Below are 15,340 nucleotides of genomic sequence, written 5' to 3'. Positions count from 1 at the left end.
GAGCGCGCGTTGATGGCGGGCACGGTGCGGCGCGGAGGCCAGATTGCCTGGGCGGGACTCAAGCTCGGCGTCGCCGTGCTGCGCCTGCGCCGACGTGCACCCGACCTGCTTCCGGCATACGTCAGCACCACACTGGTGGGGTTGGGCACCACCTTCGTCAAGCTGGGCCAGGGCTTGAGCCTGCGCTGGGACCTGCTGCCGGCGCCCTATCGCGAGGCGCTGTCGCGATTGCACAGCGATGTGCCCCCCTTCCCGGCGGAGGAGGCCATGCGTATCGTCGAACAGGCGTTTGGCGCGCCGGTCGGCGAACTTTTCGCCAGCTTCGATGACAAGCCCCTGGCCGCGGCTTCAGTGGCCCAGATCCATCCAGCGCGCATGCATGATGGTCGCGATGTGGTCGTCAAGATCACCCGCCCCGGGATCCATGCCCAGGTGCAGGCGGATCTGCTGCTCCTGCGGCGCACGATGCGCGTCGCCCAGTGGATCTGGCCGCCACTGAAACGCCACCGGCCGCTCGAACTGGTGGACGAACTAGGCGCATTCCTGCGTGACGAGATCGACATGCGTCACGAGGCGCAGAACATGCGGCGCATGGCCAAGGTGCTGGATGCCCTGCCCGGCATCACCCAGCCGCACGTCGTCGAGCCGTATGCCACCCGCAACGTGCTTGTGCAGGATCGAAGCCACGGGACCCGTCTGGAGGCCGCGTACGGCACAGCGGCCGCTCCCGCACTGGCAAGGGCGCTGCTCGGTGCCTACGTGCATCAGCTCTTCGGCGCCGGCGTCTTCCATGCCGACCCGCACCCGGGGAATCTGTTCTTCTTTGACGACGGGCGCCTGTGCCTGCATGACTTTGGATCGATCGGCGTGCTCGACCCTGCATCCCGGCTCGCGCTCGGCGGCATGGTCGAGGCCATTGCGGCCGACGACGCCGAGGGCGTGCTGGATGCAGCGATCGCCATGGGCTTCTTCCCGTCGCAGGTCGACCGCCGCTCGCATGTGCGCGAGATCCACCTGATCCTGGCCGAGATGGCCAGCCGTCCGCTGGCGCAGTGGTCCATTGCCGAGGCAATCTGGCGCGTGGCACGCATTGGGCAGGGCGCTGGCTTCCGGCTTCCGGCCCACCTGCTGTCCCTGATCCGGACGCTGTTCCTGGTCGAGAACACGCTGCGGGCGCTGGATCCGAATCTGGACCTGCTGGGGACGCTGTCCGCGCAGGCGGCCGCGATCGCCGACATTGCCGAAGCCAGCCGCCCCAGCGGCAACAGGCCGCTTGCCATGCGGCTGGCCCGCACTGCGCGCCAACTGCCACAGATCGCCACCGACCTGTTGCGGCAGGCGCAACTGAGCGACGGACGACCCGCCTTCTCCGTACACCACCATGGCCTGAGTTCCACGCAGGAGGCAATCGCGCGCACGGGCAACCGGCTGGCGTTGGCCCTGGTCACCTTGGGCCTGTACGTAAGCGGTGCGCTGTTGAGCCTGCATTCCGACGGCCCGCAAGTGTTCGGTCACATGCCTTTCCTGGCTATGGTGGCTTTCGCTGCTGCGGGATTGCTCTCACTGCGGCTGGTGATGGCCATCGCCAGATCGGGACACTTGTAACAGAACACTGATCTATCTCCCCGCTGGTGCCCGGCGCATCAGTGCATCCAGGAAGGCAGACCCATGACGCAACACAATCATCATCATCAAGATCATCAGGCGCACGGCGAGCAACCGCCGCATCCCCGCACGGGTGCTGAAGGTGACGTCCATGCCGGGCACGACAAGCATGCCGGCCACAGCGTGGCGAGCTTCCGCGACAAGTTCTGGCTCACGCTGCTGCTGACCATCCCCACTCTGATCTGGAGCGGGATGATCCAGCATTGGTTCGACTACACCGCACCACAGTTCCCGGGGTCGGCGTACATCCCGGCGGTGTTCGGCACGATCGTGTACTTCTACGGCGGCTCGCCGTTCCTCCGCGGCGGATACCACGAGCTGAGAAATCGCCTGCCGGGCATGATGACGCTGATCTCGCTTGCGATCACCGTCGCCTTCCTTTACAGCGCGTTGGTCACGCTCGGCGTTGTCGAGGGCTTGGACCTGTGGTGGGAGCTGGCGACGCTGGTGGCGATCATGTTGCTCGGCCACTGGATCGAGATGCGTTCGATCAACCAGGCACAGGGCGCTCTCAAGGAACTCGCGAAGCTGCTGCCTGATATGGCGGTGCGGTTGGATGAGGCCGGTACCGCGAAGGAAGTCCCTGTCGCGGAACTGAAGCGCGGCGACCTGCTGCTCATCAGGCCCGGCGCGAGCATTCCCGCCGACGGCGTCGTGAAGGAAGGGACCAGCGCCGTCAACGAAGCGATGATCACCGGCGAGTCCAAGCCGATGGACAAGTCGACGGGCGACCGGGTGATCGCCGGCACCGTCAACGGACAGGGCTCGTTGCGTGTCGAGGTGACGGGAACCGGCGACGAGACCGCGCTCGCGGGTATCATGCGGCTCGTCGAGCAGGCCCAGACGTCGCGCTCGCGCGCCCAGGCCCTGGCGGACCGGGCGGCGTTCTACCTCACGATCATCGCCATCGTCTCCGCCGCGGTTACCGCCATTGTCTGGCCACTCCTCGGTCGACCGTGGAGCTTCACGATCGAGCGCGTAGTGACCGTGCTCGTGATCGCCTGTCCCCATGCGCTGGGTTTGGCCATCCCGCTGGTGACCGCCATCTCGACCACGATTGGCGCACGGAACGGCCTGCTCGTGCGCGATCGACGCGGCCTGGAAGAGGCCCGTTTGCTGAACACGGTCGTGTTCGACAAGACAGGCACGCTCACGCTCGGTTCGCACCGCGTCGTGAAGACCACTGCCGCCGATGGACTCACCGACGACGAGGTGCTTCGCGTGGCCGCGTCGGTCCAGCGCGACGCTGAACATCCGATCGCGCAGGCGCTGATGACCAGCGCCAAGGAACATGGCATCGACGTTCCGATGTCGCAGGACTTCGAGTCCATGCCGGGACGCGGCGTGCGCGCAGTCGTCGAGGAGCGCTCGCTTCACGTTGGCGGGCCGGGTCTGTTGAGAATGCTCGCGGTCGAACCGCCGGAGACGCTTCGGCGGGCTGCCGAATCAGCGGCAGCCGATGGTCAATCTGCAACCTACCTGGTGGAAGGCGACCGGGTGCTCGCCGTATTTGCGATCGCGGATGCCATCCGTCCCGAATCGTTCGACGCGGTCAAGCGGCTGCACGACGAAGGACTGGAGGTTGTCCTGCTGACGGGTGATTCCACGGCGGTCGCAAACGCGGTCGCGAAGGAACTCAACATCGACACCGTCTTCGCCGAGGTATTGCCCGAGGACAAGGTGGCAAAGATCGAGGAGCTGCAGGCCCAGGGCAAGCGCGTCGCGATGGTGGGTGACGGTGTCAATGACGCTCCGGCGCTGCTCACGTCCGACGTCGGCATCGCCATCGGCACAGGGACGGACGTCGCGGTCGAGGCCGGCGACGTCGTACTCGTGCGCAGCGACCCGCGCGACGTGCCAGCGATCATCGAATTGAGCAAGGCCACCTATCGCAAGATGATCCAGAACCTGTGGTGGGCCGCCGGCTACAACATCGTCGCCATCCCTCTCGCCGCTGGCGTTCTCGCCGCATGGGGGATCCTGCTGCAACCTGCGCTTGGGGCAGTGCTCATGTCGCTGAGCACCGTCGTTGTGGCAATCAATGCGCAGTTGTTGCGCCGGGCGGTGCGGTCCCCATGAACATGATTCGGGGACACCTGTGACCACGCGCCGGCTTCTTGCACTCAACGTTGGCTCGTCCACCCTCAAGGGCGCGTCCTATCTGTTCAACACTGAGGGACACGGCGCGCAGTCTCGTCTGCTCGAGCGCTCCCGGGCCGAAATTCCAGTCGGCGTGGATGCGCAGGAGCGCCTTGCCACCCTGCTCGAGGCATTGTCGGAGCCGTGGCCCAGCCCCGACGTGGTGGTGCACCGAATCGTACATGGCGGTGACCTGCACGACGCCCGCGAGCTCGACGAAACCGTGCTCGCGAAACTGGATGCATTGGTGCCGTTCGCACCCTTGCACCAGCCGGTAGCCCTCGCTTTCGCGCGTGCCGCGCGCATGCGTTGGCCGCACGCGCGCCAAGGCGTGGCCTTCGACACCGACTTCCACGCGTCGCTCGCGCCCTGGAGCCGGCGCTTGCCTGTCCCTGAAGCATGGGATGCGCTGGGCATCCGCCGCTACGGTTTCCATGGACTCGCCTTTGCCTCCGCGCTCCGCATAGTGGCCAGCCACGACGCTGGAATCCTGAAGGGCCGCGCTGTCTTCGCGCATCTGGGGGGTGGCTGCAGCGTCTGCGCCGTCGAGGGCGGCCGCAGCCGCGACACCACCATGGCGCTCACTCCGCTGGGTGGAATCCCGAGCCCTACCCGCTCCGGAGATCTCGATCCCGGCGCGTTGCTGTATCTGCTGAGGCATGAACGCCTGGATGCGCAGGCGCTTGAAAACGGCCTGTACCGCAGTGCAGGCCTTGCCGGAATCGCCGGCCATGGCGACATGCGCGTGTTGCTGACGGATCCCGGCCCGCAGGCCCAGCTTGCCGTGGAGCTCTTTGCAGTCCGGATTGCGCAGTCCATCGCGGCCATGGCCACGGCAATTGGCGGTCTCGACCATGTCGTCTTTTCCGGCGGCATCGGCCATCGCGCGCCGGTTTTGCGGGCTCGCATCGTCGCGCGACTGGCCTGGCTCGGCCTGGCGCTGGCACCTGACGTCAACGATGCTGGAGCCACGCGGATCGACCGCGGGGGCGGGCCGAGCATATGGAACGTCGCGATCGATGAGGAGCGCGAACTGGCTGAATCGGCACTCGCCTGGCTGTAGCCACGACACGCCCCAAGGGTCGGCTCCGGTGGGGAATCACTCCTCGATCCGTGGCGACGTGAGCACCGCTGCGAATCCACCACCGGGGGTGCGCATGTTCGTGGTCTGGCCCTGGTACAGCCTGGCCGCGAACAACAGGACACCCGCCTCGGACGCGAAGCAGCGCACATCCGCCTTGAGGGACTGGCCCCCATGCACGATCCGCATGCTCGGTGGCGCGAAGGCCTGTGCGATGTAGGTCGCCGACGCCATAGACGCCCAAGTCCGCCGGGTCAACTTGTCGCCCCGATAACTCCCACGGCTGCCAAACCCTGCTGCAGGCTTGAAGAAATATCCGTTGCGCACTGCCCACAACGCATCCCGGTTCGCGGGCACGAGTTCGACCGTGGGCGGGATCACCTGGCCCAGCAGTGCCGTCGAACCCGCATCGACCCCGAACCCGCCGAGCAGAGCCGGGTCCCCGAGCACCGCAAGGTTGCGCTTGTCGGCAAACAGCGCGTGTGCTCGGGGATGCGGCATCAGCGCGACGTCCCCTGCCAGGTAAGCCTCACGAATGTCTGCATGCGAGGCATCCTCGAGCGCGAAATCGGTCAACCGGTTGTAGACAGTGTCGATTCGACCGTGGGCATCCTCAAGCCCGTCCGAACCAAACGACAAATCCTCGGGAGCGCTGATCACGCAGTCCACGCCATGGTCCCGAAACGCGTTCGCGTACAGCACAAACTCGGGGTAAAGGAACTGCGCTCGCGGAGTGCTGTCCACGATGGCCAGGCGCGACGGCGTGCGCCCGGATTGCTGCCGAGCATCCTCCATCCAGGCCGTGACGGCCGCATCACGCGCTTGGGCCGCGTTGGTCCAGGTGGCCCATGCTGGCGGCGCGCAAGACCGCACGGCATCGAGCAACAAGGCATTGAGGAGCAGACCGCCTGGATTGGTGTTGACCTCGATCAGCCGCGGGCCATCGACCGTCAGGTGAAAGTCCAGACCCAGGACGCCCCCCGCCGAACCCGGATCATGGGTTGCAATGTCAGGGGCCCATTGCAGGACCCGTTGGCTATATCCCGGGTTTCCTGCGACGTCGAAGACCGCCGCCGCGACTCGTCCCATGGCCTCCAACGCGGGCCGATCAACGAACAAGGCATAGGGTGAAAATAAGTGCGCGTGTACGGCGGGATCAGTCGTGAACTCCGGAAAGGCACCCCGGATCGACTCGTGCAGACGGAGGATGTCGACCACTTCGCATGCACACCGCTGGTTGAGCGGCGCGCTTTCCAGGGTGGCACAGTCGATCTCGCAGCCTGTCTGTCCAACTATTATCGGAGTCCGCGGTTCAACCACAACAGGGATTGTTCTGTTGGATCGGTGGACATGGCACTGTTCCGAACGAGCAGAACACACAGCAGTCGCCTTGATGCGGACGCAAAACCGCTCCACAGCCCGTGCACTCATAGAAGAATTGACACGCTGTGATGGGCATTGTCTCGGTCGCCCGATGGCCGCACTCCGGGCAGGTCAAGATGCTTTCCAGCTTGACGTCACTCACCGCCAGTCCGCACCTTGGCCGGGAAGCCTGCTTCCGTGACTGCACGCGCGATTCCGGCTGCATCCGTCTGGCTCGATTCGAACGTCACCGTGACTGTTTCAGCCCGGGTGTCCACCTTCACATCGGCCACGCCCGGCACCTTCTCCAGCGCCTTCCTGATGGTGATGCCGCAGGCGGGACAGGTCATGTTCTCAGCATCGAGCATCACTACGGTTGCGGGCGTCGCAAGAGCGGCACCGACCGACAGAGCAGCCACCAGGGCCAGTATCCACTTGTGCATCGCGCCTCCTACAGAATCCAGACGATGTAATAGGGAAACAGCAGCAACAGGACGATGAGGGCTGTCGCCAACCAGAGCCAACGTCGCCTGCGTCGCAGAGCGTCCGGGGCGATGCAACTGCCATCCACACCGCACCGTGCCGCAGGTCGATACAGCATCCAAAACGCCACGGCCAAGGACAGTACGGCGGCGGCGCTGAACCAGGGCCTCAAGGGATCGAGAGCTGTCAGGGTGCCGATCCAGGCGCCACTGATGCCCAGCAGGACCAGCACCAGCGGCACGACGCAGCAGACCGATGCGCCAATGGCGGCGATGCTCGCGCCAACGATGGCTGGAACAGACGATTTGGCCGGGGTTGTTTGCATCAGAGCATACTAGCCTCTGTACCTAGGTACGGAGTCAAGCCGTGCGTCCGAACACGTTTACGATCAGCCGGCTGGCGGCGGCGGCCGATGTGCACGTCGAAACCGTGCGCTACTACCAGCGGCGTAGGCTGCTGCGTCAACCCGAGCGACCCATAGGAGGCGTGCGTCGTTACGACGAAAACGATGTCAATCGGCTTCAGTTCATCCGGCGCGCTCAGATGATGGGATTCAGCCTCGACGAGATCGCTGGCCTGCTAGAGATCACAGGCGAAGGTTCTTGCGAGCAGACCCGTCAGCTGACCGAGCGAAAGCTCGTCGATGTCCGTCTACGAATCCGCGAGCTGCGACAGCTGGAGAGGGATCTCGAACAGAAAATAGCGCGGTGCGCCCAAGTGCCGGCGGGAGAGTGCTGCCCAACCCTCGATTTTCTGGAGCGGCCAATAAAGCCAGCTGCGACAGGCAGTTAGCTCACTTTCGGCCCGTTTTTACACGAATCCCTGCCGACCCTCGGCTGGAGGGGGATTTCGCCGGGCACAGTCTGCGCTCAGGTTTCGTCACCGAAGGGGCTCGCCAGGGCGTCGCCCTGCCCGCCTTGATGGCGATGACTGACCACCGCTCCGTGGCAAGCGTGGTGGGCTACTTTCAGGCCGGAGCGGTCGCGGACAATCCAGCGGCAAGGCTCGCGGGGGATTGAGTACGCCGGCCCCATCACCGGGACCGGCGTTGTTTTTCCTTGTGACAAACGACGGCGTTTTGGAAAGCACTACGCAAGCGTGGCCGGGGGGTTCGCCGCCCCTACCTGCGAGTGCTGAAGGCCGGCAAGGGCTACTTCTTCTGTTGCGCAAAAACGATCAGTCTCCAGCGGATGGCGCCTGCGCCTGGAGCATGCTGGTGATGATTCTGTGGGGGAAATGGGTTGTTCTTATTCGAAGCAATCTCATCACCGCACGCTTCACAGCGGTAGATGCCCGAGTTAGCACAATTTTCTCCAGGGGAAAAAAGCAGGTCGTATGCCTCATTCTCTGACTTGTTGAGGTACTTTTCATACTTGTACTGAGCCACCGCCACACCTCCGTATGCGCCAAGTTCTGGCTGATCGATAGATAGAAGACTTCTGCCATCTGCGGCGAGCGTTGGAAAAAGCGTCTCCACCCACACCGCCGAAAGCTCGCCAGTTGCTGGCGAGCATTGCCTTTTCCTCATGACGCTCGCTGCCCCATACGCCCCCAGAGCTACTTCACCGAGCGCTGTACCGAGAATGCTTAATGCAACTTGCTCATCGCAGAAGCCACCGCCTTACGGATCTGCTCAGGATCGTAGGACTCGGCCACTTTAATCAGACGCTTGCGCGGGACATCAACAATCGCCACTTCCGCATTCAATTGCTTGGCGTCAGTGATGTACTGGGCAAGATGCAGCAACGTTTGGGCTTGCTCGGCTTTCAAGGGTGCGTCGACAACGTGGAGGTAGAGCAGCAGGAGCCTGCCATCCTGGCTGGCTACGGCAACATCCTGCCCCGTCCTCAAGATAACGCCGTCAACCGTGGCTGAGCACTTGGGTGGGCTCGGTCGCGGCGTGAAGTCCACGTCATCGTTGGCGGCCACAATCTCCACGAAATTGCGAACCAGCCCTTCTGCTTTGTCCTTTAACGGACCGGGAAAGTTAGCCAAGCGCGCGTACGCATCGTTTGCACTCAATCCCGCACAGACATCCTTCACGGCCAGCTTGATGCAGTTGGTATACCAGAGGGGAAATGACATCCCCTCTCGCTGCCCTGAGCGTTGGTACAGTCGTGCCTGTTCGGCCAGTTCTTCCTCGGTAGCGACCGCAAGGCGGCTCGCTTTTCGTACAGTTAAGCGATTACTCAATGGATACTCCTCCGTTTCAGCGTTGCTGCAGAAGGCAGTTTCAGAAGACTGTGCGATTACAGCTAGGCTCTTTGACGTCGGCCAGATTTGCTGCTAGAATCGCTCGTTAGATATTTGATGCTCAGTCCCTGGGCTACCGTCCTGCATTTCAGGATAAGCCACCAGCACATGGTGGCTTTTTTACGAGGAGTATTTGTCGATTGACATAAAACCCCTCTCTATACATTAAATCACCATCCATACGCCTGTGCAATCCGTTAATTTTTCGGAAATGACTTCCGTTAATCTAACGTTTAGTGACTTGCGTCTCATAAGGTGAGACCCGTTCTAGCGGCATTGGGCAGTTAGCGCGCTCGTCGCCCGCCCAGCGCGACGACTTTTGGCCGGATTACCCCCGGCAACACTCTGTCTTGAGCCACTAATAGCCCTCCCGGGCTCCTCCACGGTGCTTCGCAGCCTGCATCGCCCCAGGAACCCCTGGTCGGCCGGGGCTGGGGATGGGCTGATCGAGACCTAAGGTAATAACAACTCTGATGTAGAGATAGCTACTGATTCAGTAGTAGTCTCTACTCATGAGCTGGCAGATTCTTATTCTTTCCCTTCCGAGCGGGAATGCGACAGCCCGACAGCGGGCATGGCGTGCTCTGAAATCAGTTGGCGCCACAAGCCTGCGGGATGGCGTTTATCTCTTGCCTGCTTCTGAAGAGCTGCAAGTGCGCTTGCAAGCGATAGCGAACGACGTGCAAAGAAGTGGGGGCGATACCCACTGGTTTCCGTTGCAGATCCTTGAGGCGGCCCCGTATCGGGCAATGTTTGCCCGAACCCAGGACTATACGGAGCTGATGGAAGTAGTGCGGCTCACCAAGTGCGACGTCGGACAGCTGCCACCCACAGAAGCACTCAAACGCACACGGAAACTGCGAAGCCGCTATGAAGCAATCAGCGCGATTGACTTCTTTCCCGAAGGGACGGAACAACTGGTGCTCGCAGAACTAATGGAGCTGGAAAGTAGCTGCGCCCGTCTTCAAGCGCCAGACGAGCCGCAGGCCGCAGATTACACGTTGCGGCAACTGAGTCGCTTGGACTACCAAGGGCGAATCTGGGCGACCCGCCAGCGACCCTGGATTGACCGTCTGGCCAGTGCGTGGTTGATTCGACGCTTCATCGACCCCCGCGCTACCTTCAGATGGCTGGTCAACGAACGCGATCGTCCTGATGGCGTTGTGGGCTTCGACTACGATGGTGCTGAGTTTTCGCACGTCGGTTCAAAAGTCACGTTTGAGGTTCTGGCAGCCAGTTTCGGACTGACGAGTGCTGCGATCGACTTAATGAGTGCGCTTGTCCACTACCTGGACGTTGGGGGGCGGGCGCCACCGGAAGCAGCCGGAGCAGAGAGCATCCTCGCAGGCTTGCGTCGCACTATCGCCAACGATGATCAGTTGCTGGATCAGGCATGCGCGGTATTGGATGCACTGTTCGCGACCTTTTCTGAAAAGGCGGCTCAGGCCGGAGATACCACAAATGCAAGGAGGAGGTCGGATCATGTCTGAGTCCCCCCCTCCCTCTTCAGAAGTGACGACCGGGCCCCCCTTTGCGGGGTACCAGGTGCCACATGAGTCGCTGCTGGCATTGTTCTTGCGATTCCTCCGCTTTGGATGCCTGGCATGGGGAGGCCCGGTCGCGCAGATAGGAATGATCAGACAAGCGTTGGTGGATGACGAGCGCTGGGTGTCCAGTGCACAGTTCAATCGAGCTCTTGCGATCTATCAGGTTTTGCCTGGGCCAGAAGCACATGAGCTATGCGTCTACTTCGGGATGCTCGCACGCGGGCGTATCGGCGGCATCCTGGCAGGGTTGGGATTCATGCTGCCCGGCTTCGTTCTGATGTTCATTCTTTCCTGGGCGTATGTGCGCTTCGGACTGAAAGCCGAGGCATTCCAGTCCGTCTTTGCTGCCGTCCAGGTCGCGGTGGCGGCACTCATTGTGCGGGCGACATTTCGGATCGGAGGCCACGTGATCACTGATCGATGGCTGTTGGTCATAACGATCCTCGGAGCGTTCGCGCAAATGGCTGGCATCCATTTCGCCATTTTGCTGGCCTTTGGTGGCCTCACCTATGCGGTGTCACGCTGCTGGAAAGGCTTTCTTAGCATGGGCCTGCTGTTGCTTGCTGGTTGTGTGATCGGTCTAGTGGTCATCCGACAAGGTGGCCTCGCGGGCCTAGCCTCCTTTGCTGCCGACACTGCTCCCGCTTGGAGCTCGGCGAATGCAGCCAGCACTTCAATTCCTACCCTATTCGCGTCAGGCCTGAAGGCTGGCCTGCTGACGTTCGGTGGTGCATACACTGTCATTCCCTTCCTACAGAGGGATGCGGTCATCCAGGGGGAGTGGATCAGCAACGCCCAGTTCCTCGATGGCATTGCATTGTCGGGACTACTCCCCGCGCCGCTGATCATTTTCTCTACCTTCATCGGCTATCTGGCCGGGGGGCCATGGGGGGCGGTTGCTATGACGACAGGGATTTTCCTTCCCGCGTTTCTGCTTACGCTGCTGGGTCACAACACGTTGGAGCGGTTGGTCAGTCGCCCTCGTATCCAGCTATTCCTGGAAGGTGTGACCGCCGCGGTAGTGGGTTTGATTATTGGCACAGCGGTAGCCCTGTTGCATCAGTGTCTAAATGGCGTCGCTCCGATCGTGCTTTTCAGCATCGCCACCGCGGTTCTGTTCAAAAGCAAGGCGCGGCTGGTGATACCTGCAGTCATCGTGGGGGCTGCCTTATGGGGATGGGGCGCGCAGGCGGCCTTGCAGCTCTGAACAAAGCAGTCAGGCATCGCGCATGTAGACGAAGTTCGTTCCTAACCTCATCGGAGGCCAAGTGTCATCCATGCAAGGGCAACATAGCGACCGGTTTTTGCCAAGGCGACCAGCGGCAGGAACGTTCGTAGTGGTTCGCGCATGAACCCAGCTGCAAGCGTCAGTGGGTCACCTATAACCGGGACCCAGCTCAGCAGAAGTGACCAGCGGCCATACCGGCTGTACCAACGACTTGCCCTCGCCAATCGCGCCGGATTGAGCGGGAACCACCGCTTTGAACTGAGCTGGAGAGCCTTGGAACCAAGCCACCAGTTAACTGTTGAGCCCAGGATATTGCCGACACTGGCCACGATGATCAGCGACGCAGCCGGATGGTCGGCCAAAAGGAGCGCAACCATCACCGCCTCCGACTGGGCGGGAACTACCGTGGCCGCTAGAAAGGCGGCAAAGAACAAGCCCAAATAGATCATTGGAGGTATCGCGGTCGGTTAAGTTGCAATCACTTGCGGGCCTCGCGTTGCGGTTCGCCTTTATAGCGCTGGCTAGCCTTCGCGTTCTACTGAAACGGCTTGGGGCCCTCAAGATCCGCCACCCTTGCACTCTTTGGTTGGAATGGACAGATTCCTTGTCGACAAGCGCTGGCAACGCACCTTAAGCTACGGCCAATGTTCCGTACACCGGCCACCATCAATCTGCTTCGGGTCAGCCTCTTTGTGCTGTTGGCCTTGGGCGCGGTTGTGCGGCCGATGTTGAACCTGGTGGGGGACCTGCACTCCACCGAACATGCAGTTGTGGCTGCTGCCGAACATGGCCACCACCACCCGGGCGATCACGACTCGGGCTCTGATCCTGAGCATGCCAAGGGGCTGCATGCCCTACTCCATTCGGCTGATTCCAGTGGTGCACTCAGCCTTTGGAACCACAGTTATTGGGCGCCTAGCGTCGCACCAGAGACCTCGGTTCCTGCCTTAGACGTCCTTTGGCGTCCTTCGCAACAACCTTCCAGCCCCTTCAGACCTCCCATCGTTTGACGAATCCGGCCGCCTTGTAGCGGCCTGACAGTGCTGGCCGCAATTTGTGGCTGGCTGCGTTATTCGTCGAACAATCGGAGAAGATTCCGTGAATTTGCGTTGCATGTGGGTACTGACTTTGGTCGGTACCTGCAGCGTTGCCCCGTGCGGCTTCGCTGCTGAACCTTTGCGCCTGGAAGATGCGGTTGCCCGCGCGCTCCAAGCGAATCCCACAATCCAAGCCGAAACTGCCCGTCTGGAGGCAGTGCGCAATCGTGCCAACCGAGAGGCTCTTCCAGCGCCCTATGTAATAGGGGCCGATTTTGAGAACGTTGCAGGTACCGGCGGGCTGAGCGGTGTGGACTCAGCTGAAACCACGTTACGCCTCGGACATGTCCTTGAGCTTGGCGGCAAGCGTGATGCCCGCAGAGCCTTGGGAACTGCCGAGATCAACCTTCAGGGAAGCGCTGAAGGCGTAGCCAGGCTTGATATCACCAACAGCACCGCACAGCGGTTCATCCAGACCGCGGTCGCTCAGGAGCACGTGGAACACGCCCAAGAGCGGGTTCGTCATGCCGACCGCACCCGTCGAGAAGTTGCCAGATGGGTGCAGGCGGCACGCAATCCAGACTCGGACCTTCGGGCAGCTGAGATCACGTTAGCCGATGCCGAACTGCAGCATGAGCAGGCACTACAGGCACTTCAGGGAGCCAAGGCACGCCTTGCTGCCAGTTGGGGAGCCCTAACCCCGGACTTCGACAGCGTGGCCGCGGATCTGGACACCCTGCCCCCGCTCGCGGATTTCGAATCCCTGGCCATCCGCCTGCCGCAGACGCCTCAGCAGCGTCTTGCACAGCTCGAATCCGAATCCATCGCGGCTCGTCGTCGGATTGCTGTGGCGAGTGGGAAGCCTGACGTGAACGTCAGTCTTGGCGTTCGTCGCTTGGAGGCGACAGGGGATCAAGGTCTGGTGATGTCCTTCTCCGTGCCTCTTGGGAGCCAGCGGCGCGCCTCCTATTCGGTCGCCGAAGCCGATGCAGATCTGGCCGCAGTCCAAGCGCGCGCCCAGGCGACAAGCCTGGAGCAACGCCAGCAGCTATTCGATCGCTATCAACAGATGCAGCAAGTCCGTTCCGAAGTGGAAGCGCTTCGCAACCGAATGCTGCCCAAGGCTCAAGAAGCGGTCAGCTTGACGCGTCATGGTTTTGAAGCCGGTCGATTCTCATTCCTCGCTCTAGCCCAAGCCGAGAAGACCCTGTTCGACCTGCGCGAACGCGAAGTCGAGTCGGCCGCCCGATACCACACCCTTATGGTCGAGGTTGAACGCCTGACCGCCCACATCCCGGATGCCTCCCGATGAAGCGTTATGCATTCCTGATCCTTCTATCTCTGATGCTCGCCGCATGTGGCGAGAAGCAGAGCGCTGAACCTATCGCCGGAGAAGCCTCAGCCGCCGCTGGCGCCGAATACGAACGCGGCCCTCATCGTGGCCGAATGCTGCGGGATGGCAACGTCGCCATCGAGGTGACGGTGTACGAAACCAACACGCCGCCCCACTTCCGCCTGTATGCATACCGGGACGACCAGCCTATCGCCCCTGGTGAAGTGACTGCCAGCATGGAGGTCACGCGACTTGATGGGGAAGTCAGTGCTTTCTCCTTCAAGGCAGAAAAGGACTATCTGGCTGCGAGCTCCGAGGTCGTGGAGCCCCACTCGTTCGATGTGAAGGTCAATGCGACGCTCGGTGGCAAACCTCATAGCTGGACGTATGCCTCCTATGAAGGCCGGACCACCATCGATCCTGAAGCAGCAAAGGATGCCGGCGTAGTCGTAGAGACAGCAGGGCCCGCGACGATCCGCGACACCGTTCAGCTGATGGGAGCCGTCGCGTTGAACGAGAACCGCCACGCTGCGATCAAAGCAAGGTTCCCGGGAATCGTGCGCGCGGTCCACGTGCAAGTTGGTGATCGGGTAGCACGCGGGCAAACCCTGGCGACTATCGAAGGCAACGAGAGCATGCGTACATACGCCGTCACCGCACCCTTCGACGGTGTGGTGCTGACTCGCGCCACCAATGTCGGTGACGTGGCCGCCGATAACACCCTGATCGAACTCGCCAACATGGGCGAGGTGTGGGTGGATCTCCGGGCGATCGGTACCGATGCCGAACGTCTGGCGGCCGGCCAGGCGGTGCAGGTCCGCTCGGCTACCGGGGAAGCGACCGTCGAATCCACTGTTGCGTCCCTGCTGCCTGTAGCGTCCAGCGGTCAGAGCGTGGTTGCTCGCGTGAACCTTCCCAATCCCGATGGCCGTTGGCGTCCAGGAATGACGGTCGCAGCCGAGGTCACCTTGTCTTCGGAGGAAGTGCCGCTGGCAGTGAAGGAATCCGGGCTGCAGCGCTTCCGTGACTTCACGGTTGTGTTTGCGCAGGTCAAGGATACCTACGAGGTGCGCATGCTCGAGCTAGGTCGGAGAGATGGCGAGTACGTCGAGGTACTTGGCGGCTTGAAGCCCGGAACGGCATACGTCGCCGAGCAAAGCTACTTGATCCGCGCAGACATCGAAAAGTCTGGCGCCAGCCACGACCACTAAG

15 protein-coding genes and 1 pseudogene are annotated in these 15,340 nt (G+C 62.1%); 9 read left to right on the top strand and 7 right to left on the bottom strand.

Going from position 1 to position 15,340, the window contains the following annotated elements; genetic code table 11:
• Positions 1-12 precede the first annotated feature (12 nt).
• The 3 genes from RT131_RS08360 (at position 13) to RT131_RS08350 (ending at position 4,867) form a co-directional block, all read left to right on the top strand.
• Complete coding sequence (locus tag RT131_RS08360) at positions 13-1,605, top strand: AarF/UbiB family protein (RefSeq protein WP_017355174.1); 1,593 nt, start codon at positions 13-15, stop codon at positions 1,603-1,605.
• A 63-nt stretch (positions 1,606-1,668) separates the two neighbouring features.
• A complete protein-coding gene (locus tag RT131_RS08355) occupies positions 1,669-3,744 on the top strand; it encodes a heavy metal translocating P-type ATPase (RefSeq protein ID WP_082316348.1) in 2,076 nt (691 codons plus the stop codon).
• Positions 3,745-3,763: 19 nt separating this feature from the next.
• Entirely contained in the window at positions 3,764-4,867 is a 1,104-nt protein-coding gene (locus tag RT131_RS08350; RefSeq protein WP_036196077.1) for an acetate/propionate family kinase, read from the top strand.
• Between the two features lie 36 nt (positions 4,868-4,903).
• On the opposite strand, the gene RT131_RS08345 is transcribed toward RT131_RS08350, so the two are convergent.
• The 4 genes from RT131_RS08345 to RT131_RS08330 all read right to left on the bottom strand — a co-directional run bounded on the left by RT131_RS08345 (position 4,904) and on the right by RT131_RS08330 (position 7,055).
• Positions 4,904-6,103 (bottom strand): hypothetical protein, encoded by a 1,200-nt coding sequence (locus RT131_RS08345; protein WP_313171977.1) that lies wholly within the window; start codon positions 6,101-6,103, stop codon positions 4,904-4,906.
• A gap of 94 nt (positions 6,104-6,197) precedes the next feature.
• Positions 6,198-6,410 carry a GDCCVxC domain-containing (seleno)protein gene (locus RT131_RS08340; RefSeq protein WP_080354540.1) on the bottom strand — a complete coding sequence of 71 codons (213 nt, stop codon included), beginning with the start codon at positions 6,408-6,410 and terminating at the stop codon, positions 6,198-6,200.
• Positions 6,403-6,690: a heavy-metal-associated domain-containing protein gene (locus RT131_RS08335; protein ID WP_017355169.1), complete on the bottom strand. Its 288-nt coding sequence runs from the start codon at positions 6,688-6,690 to the stop codon at positions 6,403-6,405. Before RT131_RS08335 ends, RT131_RS08340 begins: the two co-directional genes overlap by 8 nt.
• Positions 6,691-6,698: 8 nt before the next feature.
• Positions 6,699-7,055, bottom strand: a complete 357-nt coding sequence (locus tag RT131_RS08330; RefSeq protein WP_017355168.1) for a mercuric transporter MerT family protein — start codon at positions 7,053-7,055, stop codon at positions 6,699-6,701.
• A 41-nt stretch (positions 7,056-7,096) separates the two neighbouring features.
• Here RT131_RS08330 and RT131_RS08325 point away from each other — a divergent pair, with 41 nt between their 5' ends.
• On the top strand, positions 7,097-7,522 hold the full coding sequence (locus tag RT131_RS08325; RefSeq protein ID WP_017355167.1) for a MerR family transcriptional regulator: 426 nt from the start codon (positions 7,097-7,099) through the stop codon (positions 7,520-7,522).
• 44 nt (positions 7,523-7,566) lie between these two features.
• A pseudogene (locus RT131_RS08320) lies at positions 7,567-7,749 on the top strand (integrase); the annotation flags it as partial.
• A gap of 131 nt (positions 7,750-7,880) precedes the next feature.
• Here the strand turns inward: RT131_RS08320 and RT131_RS08315 are convergent.
• Both RT131_RS08315 and RT131_RS08310 read right to left on the bottom strand, forming a co-directional pair.
• On the bottom strand, positions 7,881-8,258 hold the full coding sequence (locus RT131_RS08315) for a hypothetical protein (protein ID WP_313171975.1): 378 nt from the start codon (positions 8,256-8,258) through the stop codon (positions 7,881-7,883).
• Between the two features lie 59 nt (positions 8,259-8,317).
• Positions 8,318-8,923, bottom strand: coding sequence for a hypothetical protein (locus RT131_RS08310; protein ID WP_313171974.1), 606 nt, complete (start codon positions 8,921-8,923; stop codon positions 8,318-8,320).
• Between the two features lie 572 nt (positions 8,924-9,495).
• Here RT131_RS08310 and RT131_RS08305 point away from each other — a divergent pair.
• Together RT131_RS08305 and chrA are read left to right on the top strand one after the other, a co-directional pair.
• Positions 9,496-10,473, top strand: a complete 978-nt coding sequence (locus tag RT131_RS08305; protein ID WP_313171972.1) for a chromate resistance protein ChrB domain-containing protein — start codon at positions 9,496-9,498, stop codon at positions 10,471-10,473.
• Entirely contained in the window at positions 10,466-11,737 is a 1,272-nt protein-coding gene (chrA, locus tag RT131_RS08300) for a chromate efflux transporter (protein WP_313171971.1), read from the top strand. The genes RT131_RS08305 and chrA overlap by 8 nt, the downstream gene beginning before the upstream one ends.
• 47 nt (positions 11,738-11,784) lie before the next feature.
• Here chrA and RT131_RS08295 read toward each other — a convergent pair whose 3' ends face one another.
• Positions 11,785-12,207: a YqaA family protein gene (locus tag RT131_RS08295; RefSeq protein WP_313171969.1), complete on the bottom strand. Its 423-nt coding sequence runs from the start codon at positions 12,205-12,207 to the stop codon at positions 11,785-11,787.
• Between the two features lie 664 nt (positions 12,208-12,871).
• Between RT131_RS08295 and RT131_RS08290 the strand changes: the two genes are divergently transcribed.
• Both RT131_RS08290 and RT131_RS08285 read left to right on the top strand, forming a co-directional pair.
• The gene (locus RT131_RS08290) at positions 12,872-14,107 is read left to right on the top strand and encodes a TolC family protein (RefSeq protein WP_313171967.1); all 1,236 of its coding nucleotides are present in this window, start codon (positions 12,872-12,874) and stop codon (positions 14,105-14,107) included.
• Positions 14,104-15,339: an efflux RND transporter periplasmic adaptor subunit gene (locus RT131_RS08285; protein WP_313171965.1), complete on the top strand. Its 1,236-nt coding sequence runs from the start codon at positions 14,104-14,106 to the stop codon at positions 15,337-15,339. The genes RT131_RS08290 and RT131_RS08285 overlap by 4 nt, the downstream gene beginning before the upstream one ends.
• Position 15,340: the final 1 nt, after the last annotated feature.

It is taken from the genome of Stenotrophomonas sp. (genome assembly GCF_032066555.1).
In the GTDB taxonomy this organism is placed as follows: domain Bacteria; phylum Pseudomonadota; class Gammaproteobacteria; order Xanthomonadales; family Xanthomonadaceae; genus Stenotrophomonas.
Note: the sequence above shows the minus strand (reverse complement) of the source record. Positions and strands in the feature narration are given on the sequence as shown.

Excerpts from the sequence above, each read along its gene's own strand:
- RT131_RS08285 (WP_313171965.1), top strand. The coding sequence starts at position 14,104 with ATGAAGCGTTATGCATTCCTGATCCTTCTATCTCTGATGCTCGCCGCA.
- RT131_RS08315 (WP_313171975.1), bottom strand. The coding sequence starts at position 8,258 with ATGAGGAAAAGGCAATGCTCGCCAGCAACTGGCGAGCTTTCGGCGGTG.
- RT131_RS08360 (WP_017355174.1), top strand. The coding sequence starts at position 13 with ATGGCGGGCACGGTGCGGCGCGGAGGCCAGATTGCCTGGGCGGGACTC.
- RT131_RS08295 (WP_313171969.1), bottom strand. The coding sequence starts at position 12,207 with ATGATCTATTTGGGCTTGTTCTTTGCCGCCTTTCTAGCGGCCACGGTA.
- RT131_RS08330 (WP_017355168.1), bottom strand. The coding sequence starts at position 7,055 with ATGCAAACAACCCCGGCCAAATCGTCTGTTCCAGCCATCGTTGGCGCG.
- RT131_RS08305 (WP_313171972.1), top strand. The coding sequence starts at position 9,496 with ATGAGCTGGCAGATTCTTATTCTTTCCCTTCCGAGCGGGAATGCGACA.
- RT131_RS08290 (WP_313171967.1), top strand. The coding sequence starts at position 12,872 with ATGTGGGTACTGACTTTGGTCGGTACCTGCAGCGTTGCCCCGTGCGGC.
- RT131_RS08355 (WP_082316348.1), top strand. The coding sequence starts at position 1,669 with ATGACGCAACACAATCATCATCATCAAGATCATCAGGCGCACGGCGAG.
- RT131_RS08335 (WP_017355169.1), bottom strand. The coding sequence starts at position 6,690 with ATGCACAAGTGGATACTGGCCCTGGTGGCTGCTCTGTCGGTCGGTGCC.
- chrA (WP_313171971.1), top strand. The coding sequence starts at position 10,466 with ATGTCTGAGTCCCCCCCTCCCTCTTCAGAAGTGACGACCGGGCCCCCC.